The organism is Maritalea sp. (assembly GCF_047634455.1).
Lineage (GTDB): Bacteria > Pseudomonadota > Alphaproteobacteria > Rhizobiales > Devosiaceae > Maritalea.
This window is the reverse complement of sequence record NZ_JBLIAI010000024.1, coordinates 1-18033: the sequence shown is the minus strand read 5'-3', so window position 1 is coordinate 18033 and position 18033 is coordinate 1. Positions and strand designations below refer to the sequence as shown.

At 48.8% G+C, this 18033-nt stretch carries 15 protein-coding genes; 4 read left to right on the top strand and 11 right to left on the bottom strand.

The window, feature by feature from the left end:
• The first annotated feature begins 69 nt into the window (after positions 1-69).
• From ACJAZW_RS08135 to ACJAZW_RS08120, 4 genes are all read left to right on the top strand, one after another.
• The gene (locus ACJAZW_RS08135) at positions 70-720 is read left to right on the top strand and encodes an imm11 family protein (protein ID WP_415156894.1); all 651 of its coding nucleotides are present in this window, start codon (positions 70-72) and stop codon (positions 718-720) included.
• A 49-nt stretch (positions 721-769) separates the two neighbouring features.
• Complete coding sequence (locus tag ACJAZW_RS08130; protein ID WP_415156892.1) at positions 770-937, top strand: hypothetical protein; 168 nt, start codon at positions 770-772, stop codon at positions 935-937.
• Between the two features lie 205 nt (positions 938-1142).
• A complete protein-coding gene (locus ACJAZW_RS08125; protein ID WP_415156890.1) occupies positions 1143-1925 on the top strand; it encodes a hypothetical protein in 783 nt (260 codons plus the stop codon).
• Between the two features lie 194 nt (positions 1926-2119).
• Positions 2120-3058, top strand: a complete 939-nt coding sequence (locus tag ACJAZW_RS08120; protein WP_415156889.1) for a hypothetical protein — start codon at positions 2120-2122, stop codon at positions 3056-3058.
• Positions 3059-3210: 152 nt separating this feature from the next.
• On the opposite strand, the gene ACJAZW_RS08115 is transcribed toward ACJAZW_RS08120, so the two are convergent.
• From ACJAZW_RS08115 to ACJAZW_RS08065, 11 genes are all read right to left on the bottom strand, one after another.
• Positions 3211-3507 (bottom strand): CcdB family protein, encoded by a 297-nt coding sequence (locus tag ACJAZW_RS08115; protein WP_415156887.1) that lies wholly within the window; start codon positions 3505-3507, stop codon positions 3211-3213.
• The gene (locus tag ACJAZW_RS08110) at positions 3507-3737 is read right to left on the bottom strand and encodes a type II toxin-antitoxin system CcdA family antitoxin (RefSeq protein ID WP_415156885.1); all 231 of its coding nucleotides are present in this window, start codon (positions 3735-3737) and stop codon (positions 3507-3509) included. Before ACJAZW_RS08110 ends, ACJAZW_RS08115 begins: the two co-directional genes overlap by 1 nt.
• Positions 3738-3802: 65 nt before the next feature.
• Positions 3803-4573, bottom strand: coding sequence for a hypothetical protein (locus ACJAZW_RS08105; RefSeq protein ID WP_415156883.1), 771 nt, complete (start codon positions 4571-4573; stop codon positions 3803-3805).
• Positions 4573-6750: an AAA family ATPase gene (locus ACJAZW_RS08100; RefSeq protein ID WP_415156881.1), complete on the bottom strand. Its 2178-nt coding sequence runs from the start codon at positions 6748-6750 to the stop codon at positions 4573-4575. The genes ACJAZW_RS08105 and ACJAZW_RS08100 overlap by 1 nt, the downstream gene beginning before the upstream one ends.
• 65 nt (positions 6751-6815) lie before the next feature.
• Positions 6816-8492, bottom strand: a complete 1677-nt coding sequence (locus tag ACJAZW_RS08095; protein ID WP_415156879.1) for a hypothetical protein — start codon at positions 8490-8492, stop codon at positions 6816-6818.
• Positions 8493-9014: 522 nt separating this feature from the next.
• Positions 9015-9881, bottom strand: coding sequence for a helix-turn-helix domain-containing protein (locus tag ACJAZW_RS08090; RefSeq protein WP_415156877.1), 867 nt, complete (start codon positions 9879-9881; stop codon positions 9015-9017).
• A 360-nt stretch (positions 9882-10241) separates the two neighbouring features.
• Positions 10242-11270 (bottom strand): plasmid partitioning protein RepB, encoded by a 1029-nt coding sequence (repB, locus tag ACJAZW_RS08085; RefSeq protein ID WP_415156875.1) that lies wholly within the window; start codon positions 11268-11270, stop codon positions 10242-10244.
• Entirely contained in the window at positions 11267-12505 is a 1239-nt protein-coding gene (repA, locus tag ACJAZW_RS08080) for a plasmid partitioning protein RepA (RefSeq protein ID WP_415156873.1), read from the bottom strand. The genes repB and repA overlap by 4 nt, the downstream gene beginning before the upstream one ends.
• A gap of 450 nt (positions 12506-12955) precedes the next feature.
• Positions 12956-14740, bottom strand: coding sequence for a polysaccharide biosynthesis protein (locus tag ACJAZW_RS08075; protein WP_415156871.1), 1785 nt, complete (start codon positions 14738-14740; stop codon positions 12956-12958).
• A gap of 760 nt (positions 14741-15500) precedes the next feature.
• Positions 15501-16697 carry an L-2-hydroxyglutarate oxidase gene (gene lhgO / locus ACJAZW_RS08070; protein WP_415156869.1) on the bottom strand — a complete coding sequence of 399 codons (1197 nt, stop codon included), beginning with the start codon at positions 16695-16697 and terminating at the stop codon, positions 15501-15503.
• A 74-nt stretch (positions 16698-16771) separates the two neighbouring features.
• Entirely contained in the window at positions 16772-17911 is a 1140-nt protein-coding gene (locus ACJAZW_RS08065; RefSeq protein ID WP_415156938.1) for a sugar transferase, read from the bottom strand.
• Positions 17912-18033: the final 122 nt, after the last annotated feature.

Sequence of the window (18033 nt, the reverse complement as noted above, 5' to 3'; positions counted from 1 at the left end):
AGTTCATTGTCTTCAAGTGAAGAACATGGAAAAGACAAATCAGGCGCAACAGCAGCAAACGAGTGCACGATGGCATACAAAATTGAACTCACCAGTAACGAACAAACAATGACCTATGCCTTTGAAGGCCCATTATCTGAGATTTCGGCGCAGCGCCCCTTTTATTTGGCGGAGGGAATCACTGATGCTGATAGAGCAAATTTTCCAGCTACTGTAATTACATTAAAAGATGGCGGGCGCCCGGATAGGCGCAAAGCTGAAGACATGCAGGCGCCGCCAACAAGCGTTTTTGGCAATCGTATCGGGCCTTGGTTCATGAACAGAGAGATCAAGCAAAAAATGGAAGAGCTGGAACCTAATACTCATGAGTTCCTGCCAGTAGATGTGGTGAGCGAGGACCGACAGGTCGAATTTGGTAGATATTATTATGTCGTTATCTCCCAAAAACTTGACGCGCTTGATTACGACCAAACCCAATTTGTCGGCGGTACCGGCTATGAAGCTGGCGTGCGCAATAAGTTTATTACCCGCACGCAAACCTCAAAATGTCCGTTTCCAATTGTGCTCAAACAGTCAGCAATCGCGGGCAAACATCTGTGGCGCGGGCCGGACCGGCAAGGCATTTATTACTATTGTTCCGACGAACTCCGGCAGTTTTTTCTCGATAACAAATTGACTGGCTGGGATTTTGAGCGAACAGCTATAAATCCTGAACTTTAAATTGCGGTGACAGTTTACCAATTTACGGAAAAGCGCCACGAGCCTCACCATGAACAAACCTCAACGCGTACCGCTGCATGAGCGCGGGATCAATATTGATGATCTGACACTTTGGCCGCGTACTTTGGCGTCAAAGCCAACTGTGTCGCGCACGGGGATGGCGAGGGTTACGTTGCCGATCGGTGCTAAAAAAGACACAAGTAAACCAAATACTTGACACCCCACCCTCATTTCGCAAACTATCCCTAATAATTTATAAATGTTGAATTTTGTGTTTCTTAGAGGATAGTTTTACGTGTTTTCCAGTAATGGTGGCTCTGTATCCGCAGCAACCTGTCATCCTAACCAAATGCATCCTTTGCGCGTAGTTTGTCTCGTGCAGCAATTGCGTTGTCTTCGCCAAAATTCGGAACAAAAATATCATGATTGTTTTTGATAAACTCAGCACCGCAATCGGATGGATATTCAAAGCGCTGCTTTGGGCAATTGGTTCTTTGGTCGCGATCATAGTTTTAGTGGTCGGTGGATTTTACATTTACTGGAATTACATCGTCTACGAAATGCCAGATTATACTCAATCCGAGATCAACGAAATTGTGCTCGAGGTTTTAGAAAAACACAACATCCCTTTGACGCGAAATCTGAGAGCCATTTGGCTTCCTACGATGCGCCTTGATCCCTACGGTCCGTATTTGAGGACAGTAGGCGGGGGTAGGTCGATACTTTCCGGACGAACGATAGAAGAATGCGGCGAACCTTGCCAAAAACTGCTCGTTGAAGGTTTTGTGGATGAGATCATTCCAATGTCAAACTACTCAATACCGACAGGGGGAAATACTACCGCTTTTGATGATGAAGCATTTTCTCAAGACCAAGAACGCTTATTCGGCAATGATTTACGTTCCATCCATAATCGAGAATGGATGGAAAAACGTAAACGCCGAACGACATTAGATTTCGACCAAGATTGGTATGAGAGCGAGATCTACTATTGCTTTGTCGAGCCGCTTCCAAAAGAACAAACACTAAAAGTCTGCACAGAATTGGGCAACTTCACATTTGCCGTCGCAAATGGTCGTTGGAACGACGCCTCTTTTGGCGAAAAACTTTATGGAAATGTAGCCGAAGTCGGCCAATACACCATTGAAGGTTATACGACCTGGTACCAACTTATTGAATATTTAGAATTACGGCAATTACGGTGACCAATTACGGTGCAATTACGGCAATTACGGTGACACAATTACGGTGACAGTTTACTAAACTTTTCAATGCAATTACGGTGACAGTTTACTAAACTTTTCAATGGCAGCGCACAAACTATCACCTGTTGACTAAAGCCGGGGCGAACTTTAGTTTCCACACCAGATTATTTGAGCATAATTTTAGAAGATATTTTATGGATAATTCACCACGCTTTCCCCACGTCCTCGCCCACATTGCCGTCACGCTGATATTTGCGATCATTATTGGCGGCGTTGGCTACTGGTTTGTTGACAATAAAACACGGCAATTAAACACAACAATCGGGCGCTTTGCAGACTCCAGTGCCGCGCTTGGTTCTGCGCTAAAAACCTTGCAAACAGAACTTCAGGCAAGCAAGGTTGAACTGGCAAATGCCCTCGGCCAGCAAAGTAAATCAACCTTGGTGATCGAGCAGCGTTTAGGCGAAATGGTGAAAGTTTTAGAGGTAGCCGAAGATAATATAGCCAATCGGTTTTCAAGGATTGATGGACAATTAGTCGATTTGCAAATTGAGCTTTCAGCCTCACCTGCTCGCATTTCACAAGCTGACCCAAACGCAGTCGAACTCGCACCTAAAACAAAACTGTTTTCGCTAACAAATACCAGTCCCGAACTTGTAGACCACGGTCGTTACCGCACCAATGAAACTGGACCCTACTGCTTCACCGGCCCGTTGTTGGAGTTGAAAAATTTGGACAGCAGCAAGCGACGAATCGATTCTTCTGTTGTGCGGATGAAGGCCCCGTTCGGGTCGGGGTTCGCAACTGCGGTTGCCCCATGGTACGATGAGCGCCGCGTGAACCATAACGGATGGTTCTTCTCCGGAAAGCAAGCCCAACGCGCGCAATTCCGCTTCGTCATTGGTGCCGAGAGCGCCAAAAAACTTGTCGATCCAGAAAACCCTTCAACGCTCAAGCCAGAGTTTTTGACCCCACAAGAGTTACAGGTAGAAGTCTATTATGCTGTTAGCGGAAGCCAAACTGAAAGCATTGTCGAAACTTTAGCCTTACCTTTGGCAAAAGAAGTAATCGAATGCATCACCATGGCTGCACGCGGTGAATACGACGACACGTTTAAATATAACTACGACTGAGGCGCATTGCTGTAGATAGCCATTTGCAGAATAGCGTGGTCGCGAGGAATTTGAATTACGAAAAAAAACCTCGGCTTTCGTAGTGTTTTCCCGCTAAATCCGAAACGATCTATTTGCTGAGCAACAAATCTAAAAATGGCTCTATTGCGACATCAAAACCCGTGAAAGATCATATCCAATGCCACGGTGATGTCGTCCCGATTTGCCGACAGGTTGGAAACAACGTTAGACAACTGGCTCACAGGGATCGCGGATAAAAACTGGGGGACGCACACATATGACTTCCCCTTTATTTCAAAGATCGGGTTGAGGCGGCGGGCAGGTTTTGGGGCAGTATTTGCGGGCAAAAGCGGCACGATGATCCGTGTGTTGAGATCATTCACCAGGTCCGACTGCACATCCAGCCACAAGGCGTTGTTTTCGCCCAAATAGACATCATATTGTGCCATTAGAACTGACGGAACTTTTCAAGCGGCAAACCGTTTTTCGCCACATACTGATTTGAACTGGCCAACGCTTCAGCATTCTCGAGTTTCCACAAACGGGCTTTTTCCGCAGCAACCGCCTTGGCAATCCCCGCTTCTGCGGCCCGTGACAGATTGACGTCAAGGTCCTTGGCTTCGGCTAACAAACTCGAAGAGATTGTGACATTTGTTGGTTTGCGATTAGCGGTCACCATTGCAGTTCCTCACATAAATATGCGCATATTATAGGCGCATATTTATGTTGCTACAACCAAATCCCTCACTTGCCCTTAATCGTCTTTTCCATCTCAGCCAACGCATTGGAAGCATTTTCGCCGTTGATGGGGCGGCAGGTGGCTTCGATCAGGTCGGGATAAAAGCCGAGATATTTGATGCGTTTGCCGTAGGCTTTGAACTTGCAGGCGTTTTCTTCGGACAGAAACGCGCCTGCCAATTCGCCCGGATCATGCGGCTCTAACCGGGTCACGGTGCGCACCACATCAAGATAAAAGCTGTCGCGCATGCGAAACTCAATAGAATCTGATTGCCCTTCACAAGGGTAGCGGCGGCAGGCAAAAACGCTGAGCACACCGGGCTCACCCTCCACCCAGTCGGGCTTGCCGAACACCAAAACATCTTCATAAGCAAAAATATTGATCACCAGTGCGTCATAGGTGAAGCGCAGCGTATTGGGGATCACACTGGTCAGCAAAAAATAGGCCAGCACAAAGGAGCCGACAGTCAGGGTCGTCACCGTTCCTGCCCGGCGTGACAGGGACGATTTTCCATCTTTGTTGGTGGCAAATTTTGCATAGGCCCACGCATATTTGGGGCCCAAGAAACCAATAACAGGGCGCACAAACCGCAAAATCGGTAAGTCGAACATGCCCCGAACGCCTGCCAAAAACTCGTTAAACATCACGCTTGCGGCTTTTACGGTTCCAGGTTTCTCTTCCGATTTTGCTTTGCGCGCAGAATTCAAACTGTGCTGCGCCCGTTCGGCTCGCTTGCGCAAATCTTCCGCTGATGGGTCGGGTTTTTTGTCGACCATTAAGCCGCTTCCCGCGATTTCATCTCAATGCCAACATCGCCATCCCCGGCCCGATAGGTAATTTCCAACGTGCCGCTGGCTTCTGGTGTTTCAAGAATGGTTCTGGCCACAATCGGGTAAATCCGCGACACGAAATAGCCCGGGATGCCCCGCGCGCCGCGTGATGGCTCATATTTGTCTTTGCATAGGGCAATGACAGCTTGTTCATCCATCACCACGTTCAGATCAGCATTTTGCGTGGCAATCCGCGCGTTGATTTTTTCCAATTCGCGGGTGGCAATCATTTCAATCACCGGCAATTCAAGTCGGTTGAAACAAACGATATTTTCGCGGCCATTAAAGCGGTTCAAAAACTCAGGCCGATAAATCGTATCCAGCTCACGCATGGTTTCTGCCACCGCTTCTTCAAACTCCAAGCTCTTATCTAAAAAATGCGGCTGTCCAATATTAGTAGTCATGAGAATAATCGCTTCGCTAAACGACACTGTTAAGCCCCGGTTGTCGGTCAAACGGCCATCATCAAGCACCTGCAACAACACGTTAAACACGTCTGGATGGGCTTTTTCGATCTCATCAAACAGAATGATCACATGCGGGTTAGCGCGCATGGAATTGGTCAATATGCCGCCCGCTTCGTACCCCTCATAACCCGGGGGCGCACCGATCAATTTGGCCACCGCGTGCTTTTCCATATATTCGGACATATCAAACCGCAACAACGCCCGCTCATCATCCATCAAAGAGGCGGTGAGCGCCTTAGCCATTTCGGTTTTCCCCACACCAGATGGGCCGGGATATAAAAACGCGGCTTGCGGCTTGTTCGGCTCTTTAAGGCCAGATTTAGCGACCCGTATGGCCCCGGCCAATTTGCTCACCGCATGTTCTTGCCCAAACACCCGTCCCGACAGGCTTTTTTCCAGATTGAGCAATTTCACCCGCTCGTCCTGGTTCAGCTTTTCGGCGGCTATGCCCGAAATGGCACTAAACTCGGCGGTGACATTTGGGGTTTCGAGCAAGAGCGAGGCGTTAATTTGCGCCGCCAGCTCTTCATATTTTTTGAGATTGTCAGTCACCGCTTTTTCAGCGTTATTTATGCGTTGGCGGATTTCGGTGATCACCCGATTTTCAAAGCCGCTACCCTGCAATTGAGCGGAAAAAGACATGGGTTGCGCAGGCGCTTTATTTTGCCCTTGTGCAAGTTCTTGGTCGCGCTGCTGGGCATTCTCCAACTCCGCCTCAAGGTCTTCCTCCAAAGACCTGATCAGCTCTTCACCATCCCGCTGGTTTTTATAGAAAATCCGCAAGCGGTCTTTATTGGCCAACCATTCAGCTTCTTGGGCGTCCAACTTTGCTTGAAGGTCCGCATGCGGGGCCGCCGCCAACTGCGCTTTGAGCGCTGTAATGGCCGGTGGTTCCGCATGGGCGCGCTGCCGGTAACTGGTCAGGGATCGATCCAACAGGTTCAAGCTGCGCTCGGGTTGTGCCCGAGACAGGCTCATATCGCTGACCCGATATTTGCTGGTCAAATCAATCGCGGTCTCAACTGCATTCTGGGAAATATTGATCCGATGGTGGGCGGACAGGTTACGTGATGCGTCGCTGACGATTTCATTCAGCGCTTCTTCGTTGGGTTCATGCAAATCAATCATCGTAAAAATTTCATGCATGTCCGAATGGCATTTTAAGACGGTTGCCAAATCCTGATCGCGGGTTTCCAATATCGCCTGAAAACGCCCTGACTTAAGCTCGCGCATAAGCGCATTGATGAAGTTTGTGCAGCCATTATTGCGCGCCGCTTCAATAAAATCGCGCGTATCTTCAATAATCAAAACGCTGTCTTTCGATCGACGCAAAATCCGCAAGAGTTTTTGAAAGGATTCATTGGTCGCTGCATGGTCGCCTGATGAAAACAGTCCGTCACTATCGAGCCAAAAAATCCGTTTGTTGATAATATCAAACGGCACATCAGGGTCGGTTTTGCGCGCCTGCAGCCCCATGCACAGCGCCGAACAGCCCACGCCGCCTGCCCCTACCAACAATACATTGTGCGCGCTTTTGCGCATCAAAATGCCCGACAGGGTGCGCAGCTCTTGGGTGCGGCCAACCAGACGAAAGCCTTGATGACGGGCGATATAATCTTCGCCCCTAATGAGAAAATCTTTTGAATCAAATGGCATCACATATCCAATTATCGTTTTGACAAATCATGCCAACGGACATCGCCCGCTGGCGGCGATTAAGATCAAGCCAAATCAAATGGATTAGGTGCTGTTGATTTTGCAGCTTCCGGGGTTGGCATGTCGCTTTCACCCGCTGCAACATCTGCGGCGACGCCGGTGGATTTTTTAATGTCTTTTTGTACGCTATTGGCGGTTTCTTCCAATTCGCCGAGCAAGCGTTTTGTTTCGCTCAAACCTTCACGGGTGATGCTGGTGGCGGTGTTGATCACATCGCCATATTGCTCAAGGTCGGCCAAGGCTTTGCTAAGTTCAGAATTCACCTCTTTGGTGCCCAAAGCCACGCGAATAACTTCTTTTTGGCCCAAGCTGCGGGTGGTCTCGTTCATCCGCTCAAGCGACATGCGCGCCATTTCCGAACTTTCGCCCAGTGCCGCAGACGACACGGCTTGCAGCACGGTGCTCAATTGGTCCGCAACCCCGGCCACCCCTGACGTGTGCAATGCCCGGGTTTTGCTGACCTGCTGCTCGTTGCCATCTTTCATCGACTTGATGCGATGGCCGGCGCTTGTCAGTTCGGCAAACACCTGGGTGGTGTCCACATTGGATTGACCAAGCGCTGAAATGTGGTTTTCCAGATCGCGCAATTGGCGTTCGCGCTCCATCTTTTGGATGTCGCCTTCGCCATCTGCGTCTGTGCTCAGCTCGTCGCGCTTGGCTTGGTTGGCCGTGCCGGCTTTGTCGGTTGCGTCATTCAAAATCGCGTAGATTTCACGCATCGTGTAATTGGCGTCGCCCAACCGCTCAATTTGGTTGTTCATGCCGTTAAAGTGGGTCAAAACGCTGGCCACTCGGGTTTCTGTGGTGTCGATAAACCCAGTTGCCGCTGCGATCAGCCCCTCTTGGCGCGATTTATGCTCTTCTGAGGAAATGTCCAAAAGTTCGCGCAACCGGGCTTTTTCTTCAGCATATTCGGCAAACTCACTATCACGTGCAGTTTCGACCGATAGGGCCTCAATCTCATTATTCAAATTTTGCATCCGAACATAGTAATCATCCAAATTGGCATTATTTTCAGCGATTTGCTGCCGCGCTGCTTCTTTGATGCCGCCAAACCCAAAAAAGGATTTCTCCTCGCGCAGCATATTGTTGGAAATTCGTGCTTCCTTGATGCTGTTTTCCAAGTCAAACAGTTCCTGGCCGAGCTCGCGCAATTTTATCATGCGCTGTTCTTCGGCTTCTTTGTCTTTGGCAATTTCGTTGAAAATATCAAAAGTGACGCCGTTCATCCGCAGCGTATAAACCGCATCAACAATGTTGGTCAGCGGCGAAATCCGGTTCTCAAAATCCATCAAGGCTGTGTTGATGTCCTCGTAAACATCCTTCAGCTCAGAAAAGGCTTCGGTGTCGGTCAGCGAAATGATTTCGCGCGCCATCCGTTTGCGTTCGTGCTGAAGGTATTCCTTCATCTTGTTGAATTCTTCAAGGCTCTGCTTGGCTTGCTCTTTGTTTTTGGCGAACGACAGCTCTTTGGCCACTGCCTTTTGCTTTTCAACGGCGCTCAACTCCGAATTCAATAGGATCTTAAAGAAAGAATTCGCCGCAATATCAGCAAATTCGCCCACATCTGTTGCAGCACTTGTGGCCTGCTTTTCGCTTTTGGCTGTCTTTTGGGTCTGAGACGCAGACACAAAATCATCAATGGATTCTAGTTTTTTCTTTTTACCCGAAGTTTCAGCCATTATTCGCTCACCCATTTTGCTTTGCGGCAATTTTTCCCAACCTTCGCTGCTCAAACGGCAAAACCTTGGCTATGTGGGAGTGCGTTCTAAATTGTGGGACTAAAGCCCTTACGCAATTGCCTTAATATTATTGTTTATAAATTTCAAACGTATAGCTACAAAGCACCGAGCAGTGCGTCAACTAAGAAGGTTGTCGGGATAGTAGTTACATATGCAACTAACCCTTTCGCTTTCTTTAAATAATTTCTCTGGAAGACAGAGAGACTGACATTTCTCCGGAGCCGACACGTTCAGAATATCGTCACGCGCAGCGCAAGTCATCCCACTTGGGATCGAAGCGGAGCGGAGAAGGGCGAAGCCCTTGACGGAGCGAGCATGTCGATAGGTTTGTGGTATAGGCACGGAAGAAGCGAACCGCTCAAGTTATGGAGCGAGTTCGCGTTTCGCTTGCAATGAAGAAGCGATGTTTTTGATGCTTTGGCTGTGCAGTAGGGAAATTTTCAGCAGGTTTTGCTGGAAATTCTAATCAAAAGGGTCAGCTATTAGGCTGTCGCTATTATATCTATGTGAGATTTGCTTTTTAGAGGACACTTGTGTCTTATCTGAATAATCAACACGAAGGTCTGTTTCAGAAGCCCCTAAGCTAAAGAACTGACGCACAAGATCGCTCGTGCGCTTTAAATCCTCATAGAACGGCTTTGTGAGCTCTGAAACCCGCATAACCAGCCCAACATACAGCCCACGCGCATTGCGCTTCGTGTGGGCGAACAAATAGCCAAACTGCACTAGGTCCGCGATATAGCGTTGAATGGTGCGCGTTGAACGGTTCATAATGTTGGCGAGGGTCCCTTTGGTGGTTTCTGTGATCCCCTCTTTGCCACAGCGTGCATGAATGATCTGCAACAAGGCTTTGGCGTTTGGGGTCAACCGCTCGTCTCTGGCGGCCGTTGTGGCCATATTGGGTGCATATTGATCTGAAGGGATCGGCGACTGCCGGCCCCACCGCACAGGCACCCGCTTTGACATCTCAAAGGCTCTAGGAGCCGCCACAGAGCTCAAAAGCCCCCTGCCCGCACCCTGTGTGCCATTTTTTGCGCCACGCCCTGCCCGCTCGGCTCTAATCTCACGCATAATAGCGTCAGCTTCGGCCTCTTCGGGGGTAATGTAGCCTTTGCGCACATATTCACGATAAGCATTGGTGCCAAAGCGGGGTTTGTTAAACCCCTGCTTGGCCAGAATAGATTGATTGAATCGGGCTTTGATACGCCGCTGCGCCTGCTCGTGCTCTGTCTCGAGCGCGCGCAACATATCATCGCCAATTAATCCCATATCCCATTTATCAACACTCAGCCCCTTATAGTTGGGGGCCAGCGTGCTGCGATTTCTCATTTGGGCGCTCATATCTACCTCTATAAAAACAGAGGTGATCCGCCAACGCACCTAAAATTTGGACAAAGAATTGCTCTGACACAAATTCAAAGCATGATTTAGCTGTTCAAAAATTGAATACAACTATCCGCACACAAAAATTCGTGTTTTCTACTTGCCAAAAATGTCGGGGAACTGATAAGACTATACCTAGTTCAACAGGGCCTAAGGAATTGGACTTCCTTTGTCTTGATCAATCCCCCCGCTGGTTATCACCTCGGGGGGTTTTATTTATCCGCTCTTGCTCTCCTCAGATAACAAAACCATTTTTAATTTTCGCACCCAACGGGTACGAGGTTTAAACCTTGTCAGCTGACAAGGTTATTCACTTTGCTGGTCAGCCAGCTTTGCCATAAAGCGCGCTTCCAACTCGGGCAGCTCCTCTGCCATAAACTTTTTAAAGGCATGCGCATGGGTTCGGGCCACGCGGATACGCATGTCCGATTTGCCAAATGAGATTTCGCCAATGCCACCAAAACCCGCAATAGTGGGTTTAGCAGGCGCAGGCTTTGCCACATCCTTGTTTGCACCCTGCCCCATTAAAGCGCTCAAACAGGCCACAAAACGATCATCAGAGGCCAGACCCCGCACCTTGTCAGCTGACAAGGTTTTGCTCAAAAGCGCCAGCTGAGCTTCATCGTCAACAAGCGCCGCCAGCTCTAACCATCTGGGCCGACCCACATTCGGCGCGCGGCCAATCAATTCAATAATCTGTTTGGGCAATATCCGGGCCACACTGCGGAACTTTGACATTTGCGCGTCATCGACACCCAAGGCGGACTTGATGTCTTTTGGTTTAATGCCCGCCATTTCCATCTCTGCACAAAATAGCGCCCGCTCAATCCAAGACAGGTCCTGGCGCTCGGCGTTTTCCATGCCTTGGGCCACCACCAAATCCCGGTCAGAAAAATCGCCAATCCGCGCTTCAACTTTTTGCCCCAACTCCGCCAAGGCCCGCCAACGCCGATGGCCAAACACGATCTGATATTTGTGCTCATTGTGCGCATCGCGGCGCACAGAGATCGGGGTGCGTTGGCCTTCTTTTTCAATCGCGCGTTTGAACCGCTCAAACTCAGCTGAATTATCGTCGGGCAAGCGATCGCGAAACGGCGACGGTTCAATGTCAGAGGGGTCCAACGTTATAATTTGCCCGCCGCGTTCCGCCTCGGCCAACAGCCGATCCCGTTCCTCGCGGATTTCGGTGAGCGAGCGTTGTGTCGCCCCGATCACCCCAGCCGCAACGCGCGTCGGCGCGTTCACCGGGGAGGCGGGTTTGTCGTCCCCACTTACCGGTTCATCACTTAGGGTAAAGCCGCCAAAGCTTGAGGCGATTGATTTTTTGCGGCTCATGTTCGACCCCAGCTTTTATGCACCTGGTCCAATATCGCTTTGTTGACATCATCCATAGATTCACGGGCCCGTTTGAGCGTGTTGCGCGGAATTTCGCCGGCTTCAACTTCATAGATTGAGCGCTTGCCCAACCCGGCCAATTCAACAGCTGTGCTTTGCAAGGCGGTGGGCATAATCACATCATCGGCAAACAAGTGTCGCAACAGCGCGACAATTTGGGTTTGCGCCTGATCGTTCGGGTCGTGCCGTGTGATCAAATAATGCATGAAATCATTGCGCATCGATGCACCCGCATTGCGGATCACTTTGGCCAGATCACCAAGCATCAACAGGAATTGGCTCATCGAGGCCACGTCCAACATCGCCGGGTGAATGGTGATCACCATCGATGTCGCCGAATAAAGCGCGCCAAGCGTCAAATAGCCAAGGGAAGGGGGGGTGTCGAGCAGTACAATATCATAATCACCTTCAACCGATTCAATCGCCAATTTCAACCGTTCAAAGAAAATCCCGCCTTCAACCTTTTGGTTGGTGCTTAAAACCCGCGGGGTTTCATATTCAAATTCCATCACCTCAATATTGCCGGGCACCAAATCCAAGCCGTTAAAATAGGTTTTGCGGATCACCTCGCTGATCGGCTTGCGCTGATCATCATAACGCAAGGCCGCAAAAATGGTTTCGTTCTCGCCCACATCCATTTCCGGCTGAAAACCAAACATCGCTGAAAGCGAAGCCTGTGGGTCCAAATCAATCGCCAACACCCGATAGCCTTGCAACGCCAAATAATGGGCCAGATGAACCGTTGTGGTGGTTTTGGCGCTACCGCCCTTAAAGTTGGTGGCCGCCAACACTTGCAAATGTTCTTTGCCGCGCCGTTGGGGCAAAAACGATAAGTCGCCATCCGGTTTCTGATCGGCAAAATAACGGCGTAATTCGTTAATTTGTTTCAGCGTATAGGCCCGGTGATTATTCTCGAGCCGGGCAGGGGAGGGACCCTTGCCATCAATCGATAATGTGCGCAGGGTCGATTCTGGAATTGAGGTCAATTTGGACACTTCATTGGTCATGAAGTAGCGCAAACTTTTCTCCGCTTCAGGCGGATACATGCGCTTGCGCAAGGTCTGCAACTGACCCGACAACAGGCCCGCATGCTCAACAATTTTATCGACCGCATCAATGCCGCCAAACTGAATTGGTGCTTCTGCAGCTTTTGCGTCTTCGGCTTGTGTCGTCATTTTCCCTCTCTGACGGCATATGTGCTATATGATGCACCTTGCCCGTCAAGTTTTGGCACAGTCAGCGCGAGTCGTAAAGGAAAACAAGGTTACCAACCTCTTAACGCCCATCCTCGCCCAAAAACAACTTACCTGCCAGGGGGGTGCCGGGGATAGATTTAAGCCCGATTGCCGCAATGGCTGGCATATTTGCCTGCCAGACGAGGATAAGTTGCGAATCTGTTTGTTCAAGAAACAAAGAATCGCGGCGCGCCATATTAGCGGGCAGGGCAGGGCAAACCTAGCGCACAAATGTCCGATTGTGCACCGCCAGGCACCCGTTTGAAACATAATGGGCATGGTTCAGCGCAATCGAACAAATCCGGGACGCCGATTTGGCACATTCTGCGGACTATCGCGGCACACTTGCAGACAGGTTGGCACCATTCTGCATGTTTAGGGCAGGGGTGTTTACTCTTTTAACGCGCGTGGGGTGCCGCGCGGCTGTAATTTCACCACCCGACTATCCTCGGGCTTGTGGGTTGCTGCCAACCACACCAGGTCAGAAACATCATCAACCGGCTCAAATTCAATCGGCGCATTTTGCAATAATTCGCGGATTTGTTTGGCGTCATAGGCGATGCAAGCCGCCAAAATATTGCTAAGCAACTCTTCAAGCGCCTGTTTTTCCATGAGTTTTTCATTTGCCGTCATGATTCGCGGATGCCGTGTCCCTTCCGGGCTATTGCCGATCAGCAATTCCTCATAAAGTTTTTCCCCTTTGCGCAGCCCGGTAAAAGTTATCGGGATATCCCCGGTAATCGAGCCCAAATGCGGGTCATTTGGAAAAAATGGCTGCAAACCGTGCAATTTTATCATCCGTTGCGCTAAATCCACAATTTTAACCGGCTCGCCCATATCCAAAACAAAGACATCACCGCCCCGCGCCATCGCCCCAGCTTGAATAACCAGCTGCGCGGCTTCGGGTATCGTCATGAAATATCTATTGATTTCTGGGTGAGTCACCGTAACAGGGCCACCCTTTTCAATCTGCTCGCGGAACCGAGGTATCACCGACCCCGACGATCCAAGCACATTGCCAAACCGCACCATCGAAAATTTCGTCCGGTTCTGAGATTTCCCCGCCCCCTGACATATCAACTCCGCCACCCGCTTCGACGCACCCATAAAGTTTGTCGGCCGCACCGCCTTATCCGTTGATATTAATATGAAATTTTCAACGCCTGCTGCCATTGCAGCATCCGAAATTGTCTTGGTTCCGAAGATATTATTGCGCATACCTTCAATTACATTCTGCTCAACCAAAGGCACATGTTTATAGGCAGCGGCATGATAAACTGTCTGAACTTTCAATCGCTTAAGCACAGTTTCCACCCGACGTGGGTTTTGCACCGAGCCAATAATGGGGACAATTTCAATCTCAAGCTTCTGTGCCTTCAAGAAACCGAGCAATTCACTCTCAATTTGATAAAGTGCGTACTCAGACACGTCAAAAAGCACAAGTTTTTCAGGCCGTTGCCGCAGAATTTGACGACAAAGCTCACTGCCAATCGACCCACCAGCCCCAGAAACCAGCACTCTCTTGCCCGCAATATCCAGGTTCAGCAAATCCTCCTGCGGCGGCACCGGATCGCGCCCCAACAAGTCCTCAACCGACACCACTTGCAAGTCATTTACACTGGCTCTCCCAGACACAAGATCGGCCATGCCCGGAATTGTGCGGACCTCAACGTTCAGGTTTTCCAGACGGTCAACGATCAGCCGCTTGGCCGCACGGTTGGCACTTGGTAGTGCCAAAAGAATTGTCTTGACGCCATGCTGCTTGACAAGCGTTGCGAGCTGGCTAGGTTTGTGAACTGGAACACCGCTAACCTCTTGGCCCTGAACATCAATTCCATCGTCCACAAAGCCAATAACGGCATAATCAGGCCCATTTGAAAGTGCAGTGAGCAGTTGGCGACCAGATTCCCCAGCACCATAAATGATCACATTCTCTTTGGACCGAAATTTCTGCCGCTCAACCAAAGCGCGTAGCGCAAACCGTACACCGCCCACGCTGACAAAGGCCAAAAGCGCATAAATCGCCGGCACCGAGCGTGGAATGGGTAACTCAAAAACTTGGCTAACAGCTGATAGTGTCAGCGCAGAGAATGCTACCCCGATAGCTATTGTTTCAACGGCTTTGGTTGAAATATAACGAATGACTGCTCTATAAAAACCAAGTCTAATGAACACTAACAACGTCGCTGGCAAAATCACGAGCAGAGCCACCCAAACTTTCGTGCTTGACGCGAATGCGAACCCGTCGAGTCTCAAAAACATTGCTAAGGCAAAGCTTGAAGACAAGAGGATAATGTCTGTTGTTAACTGTACAATGCGTTTGCTTGCTCTCTCAAGGCGCAATAGGTAATTGAAGTATTCTTTGATCATTTTCTGCCTCCGAAAAACAAGTATACGATTGGCTCCATACAATTTGGTAAGTTAGCCGTTCTTTGTCTTCATATTACTAGCACACGCCTCCTCAAAAACAATCTCGGAGAATTAGTACCAACTAAGCCACTAGCCAATTGTACGCGCAAAAATGGTAGGATCACTTTTTCAAGCTGAATTAGAGCGAAACTCCAACAAAGGAAGCTGCCATCGGCGTAGGCGGTTGCCAGTCGGCGTATTTCACGCCATCTAAAAACTACTTGTCGAAGAACCAGAACCTCAAAACTTACGACCAAGTCACTATGATTGACCGCAATAAACATCCGACTTCACATGGCAATAACTATCACACGAGAAAGCTCGAACAGAGATAACCAAGGTTTGCAATGAGGCACTTATGATCCATATAGACACAAGTCACATTTTTCCATGTTTGGCAGCAGTCCAAACAACCGCTAAAAACGCTCCTCCAAACATTTGCATGTTTGATGATTGGATGTTGATTTTCAAGATCCTAAATTAAAATTGTTCTGCAGATCGATCATTTATCTCAATCAGTATTCTACTATTCATGTTTTTTAAAGAGCTCCGCACAAATGGCGGCCGCGATCGGAAATGCCGATGTTGCTGCCGGTGAAGGTGCATTGCAAACATGCACTGAGCGCCGCGAGCGCTTGATCAAGAAATCATCAATTAGCTTCCCATTCGCTCCGACAGCTTGAGCCCGTATGCCGGTCCTCATAGGGTGTAGATCACTCAGCGTTAAGCTCGGGCAATACTTCTTACATCGAGACAAATAAACCATTTTCGATGCTGATCCTGCAAACTCATGCAACCCAGCACGCAAGTTTCCTAACGCCATCTTCCAAAATCCTGGAAAACTCAACATACTCCACGAATCTGCGTTTACAGGAAAGTTATTCAAATAGCTCTCTCTACCGAGAGACAATACAGCGTTGGGGCCAACTGTAGTGTGTCCGTGTATTGTCTTGGTCAGATGAACTCCCAAAAATGGATACGCTGGATCTGGAACAGGATAAATCAGATGGTTTACTACATTGTCTAAGTTATCACCAAGTCTAAAATACTCCCCCCTAAACGGAATAATCCGAAAGTCGTCGGCTAGTCCGAGCATCCCAGCAACTCGGTCGGACTGTAGTCCCGCACATGAAACCAAGGCGACCGCCTCAATTTCTGCATTATCTGTGACTGCAACAATCTCCGATGGGCCCTCGAACAACCCTTTTAGCTCTACACCAAACTTAATCGTTACGCCTAACGCAACAAGGGAACCAACTAACTCCTTGCAGATCTGGCCATAATCTACAATGCCAGTTTCCTCCACCAAGATTGCAGAACTGCCTTGGATATTTGGTTCGAGCTCTTTGAGCTCTGATCCGCAAACCGACCGCAGTTTCACGCCATTTTTGGCAGCACGCTTCGAAATAGCGGCTAAGCGGTCATCTTCAAGTTCGCTCGTAGAAACAACTAGTTTGCCGCATTGGGCAAAAGAAATATCGTGTTCGCGACAGAACCTTATAGTTTGCGAAATACCTTCACGGCAAAGTTTCGCTTTGAGACTTCCGGGTTTGTAATAGACACCGGCGTGGATCACGCCGCTGTTTCGGCCGGTCTGGTGTTCCGCTTGTGCTTTTTCTTTTTCCAAGATGATAATGTTTGCGTCAGGACGTTTTCGTTTTAGCGCATGTGCAGTAGATAAACCCAATATGCCTGCGCCAACTACAATAAAGTCGTATTTCATTCTTAACCCTAACCAAATGTCACATTCTTGGACACAAATTAACTTGCAAACAAAGCAATAAGTAAGTTTTAAGTCTAACGCACCCAGTCGCGGTTGCCGCGCCCAATCGCTGTAAAAATCAAAATCTTAATATCGACCAAAAGGCTGCGTTGCTTTAAATACTTCTCATCTAGCTTCGCTAACGCGTGGGGGTTTGACATATCAACGCCCATTACCTGTGCAATTCCGGTAATGCCAGGTAAGATATCGAACACACCTCTTACTTTCCGCGCATCAACCAACTCGGTTTGAGTTGGAAGGCACGGCCTTGGGCCCACCAAGCTTAGCTCGCCACGAACAATATTCCAGATCTGCGGTAACTCATCAATTTTAATTTTTCTAATGAAGTGCCCGATTGGAATAACTGATGACAAAGAAACTTCATGAGTTGCCAAATTTTTGGTTCCGAGATGCATAGTCCTGAATTTGACCAGAATAAACTCTTTTCCGTCTTTGCCTACCCTAGCCTGCTTAAACAAGATCGGTCCTGGAGAAGTGGATTTAATCAACAGCGCCACAATCAACAGCAGCCAGAACATAAATATGCTTACGAATAAAACAAATGCTATGTCTATGATTCTCTTCGAGAACCAATAAAAACCATTGTTCTGCTGTTCGTCAGTAACGTATAAATTTGTACACTTTTTTGCGGATACGCTTGAATCGACAAACTGTTCGATAGCCTGAGTTATACTTACAACGTTCGTGGTTACTCTAAAGCATCTATATAGATCCCAGAATGCTCGCCGCACCCACTCAACTGGCCCATTTGGTTTCACAGATGGTACAGGGCTCGAGTAGACACGGGCCACTTCCAAGTTCATCATAGAAACATCACTTGACTGGGAACTCTCACGCAATGGGTACAACGATGCGTTTGGGGAGATTCGAACATACCTACTAACGCTGAAATGATTGCAGATTTTCATGTAAGCGTCATTATATTTGTCGCTAGGGAAACTATGCCCATTTAACCCAGAAAATTCGATAAACCCATCGAAACTTCCGACAAGACTTCCACTTTCCGCAAGTTCTACAAACTCACCGTCTCTGGACAAGGAAGTCATGCCGTCATTGTTCGTTCGTGCGCACCAAACTTGGTGACCACTTGCCATCATGTGGTTAACTATGATTCGGCTAAACTTATCGTCGAAAGCTGCTATCAATAAGCGCATCAAATTGATCACTCCAGTACCAAAATAGAACGAATTATCTTATAAGCTGAACTCATAAGCGGACGCAACGAATTGCGAATAATCGTTGCCTCTTAGAGAATTTAAGCTATAGGAAAACTCAG

Bases quoted from the DNA above. Each gene is read 5' to 3' on its own strand.
- ACJAZW_RS08110 (WP_415156885.1), bottom strand. From the start codon at position 3,737: ATGGTGACCGCTAATCGCAAACCAACAAATGTCACAATCTCTTCGAGT.
- ACJAZW_RS08130 (WP_415156892.1), top strand. From the start codon at position 770: ATGAACAAACCTCAACGCGTACCGCTGCATGAGCGCGGGATCAATATT.
- ACJAZW_RS08125 (WP_415156890.1), top strand. From the start codon at position 1,143: ATGATTGTTTTTGATAAACTCAGCACCGCAATCGGATGGATATTCAAA.
- repB (WP_415156875.1), bottom strand. From the start codon at position 11,270: ATGAGCCGCAAAAAATCAATCGCCTCAAGCTTTGGCGGCTTTACCCTA.
- ACJAZW_RS08105 (WP_415156883.1), bottom strand. From the start codon at position 4,573: ATGGTCGACAAAAAACCCGACCCATCAGCGGAAGATTTGCGCAAGCGA.
- ACJAZW_RS08090 (WP_415156877.1), bottom strand. From the start codon at position 9,881: ATGAGAAATCGCAGCACGCTGGCCCCCAACTATAAGGGGCTGAGTGTT.
- ACJAZW_RS08100 (WP_415156881.1), bottom strand. From the start codon at position 6,750: ATGCCATTTGATTCAAAAGATTTTCTCATTAGGGGCGAAGATTATATC.
- repA (WP_415156873.1), bottom strand. From the start codon at position 12,505: ATGACGACACAAGCCGAAGACGCAAAAGCTGCAGAAGCACCAATTCAG.
- ACJAZW_RS08115 (WP_415156887.1), bottom strand. From the start codon at position 3,507: ATGGCACAATATGATGTCTATTTGGGCGAAAACAACGCCTTGTGGCTG.
- ACJAZW_RS08065 (WP_415156938.1), bottom strand. From the start codon at position 17,911: ATGCGCTTATTGATAGCAGCTTTCGACGATAAGTTTAGCCGAATCATA.
- ACJAZW_RS08120 (WP_415156889.1), top strand. From the start codon at position 2,120: ATGGATAATTCACCACGCTTTCCCCACGTCCTCGCCCACATTGCCGTC.
- lhgO (WP_415156869.1), bottom strand. From the start codon at position 16,697: ATGAAATACGACTTTATTGTAGTTGGCGCAGGCATATTGGGTTTATCT.
- ACJAZW_RS08135 (WP_415156894.1), top strand. From the start codon at position 70: ATGGCATACAAAATTGAACTCACCAGTAACGAACAAACAATGACCTAT.
- ACJAZW_RS08095 (WP_415156879.1), bottom strand. From the start codon at position 8,492: ATGGCTGAAACTTCGGGTAAAAAGAAAAAACTAGAATCCATTGATGAT.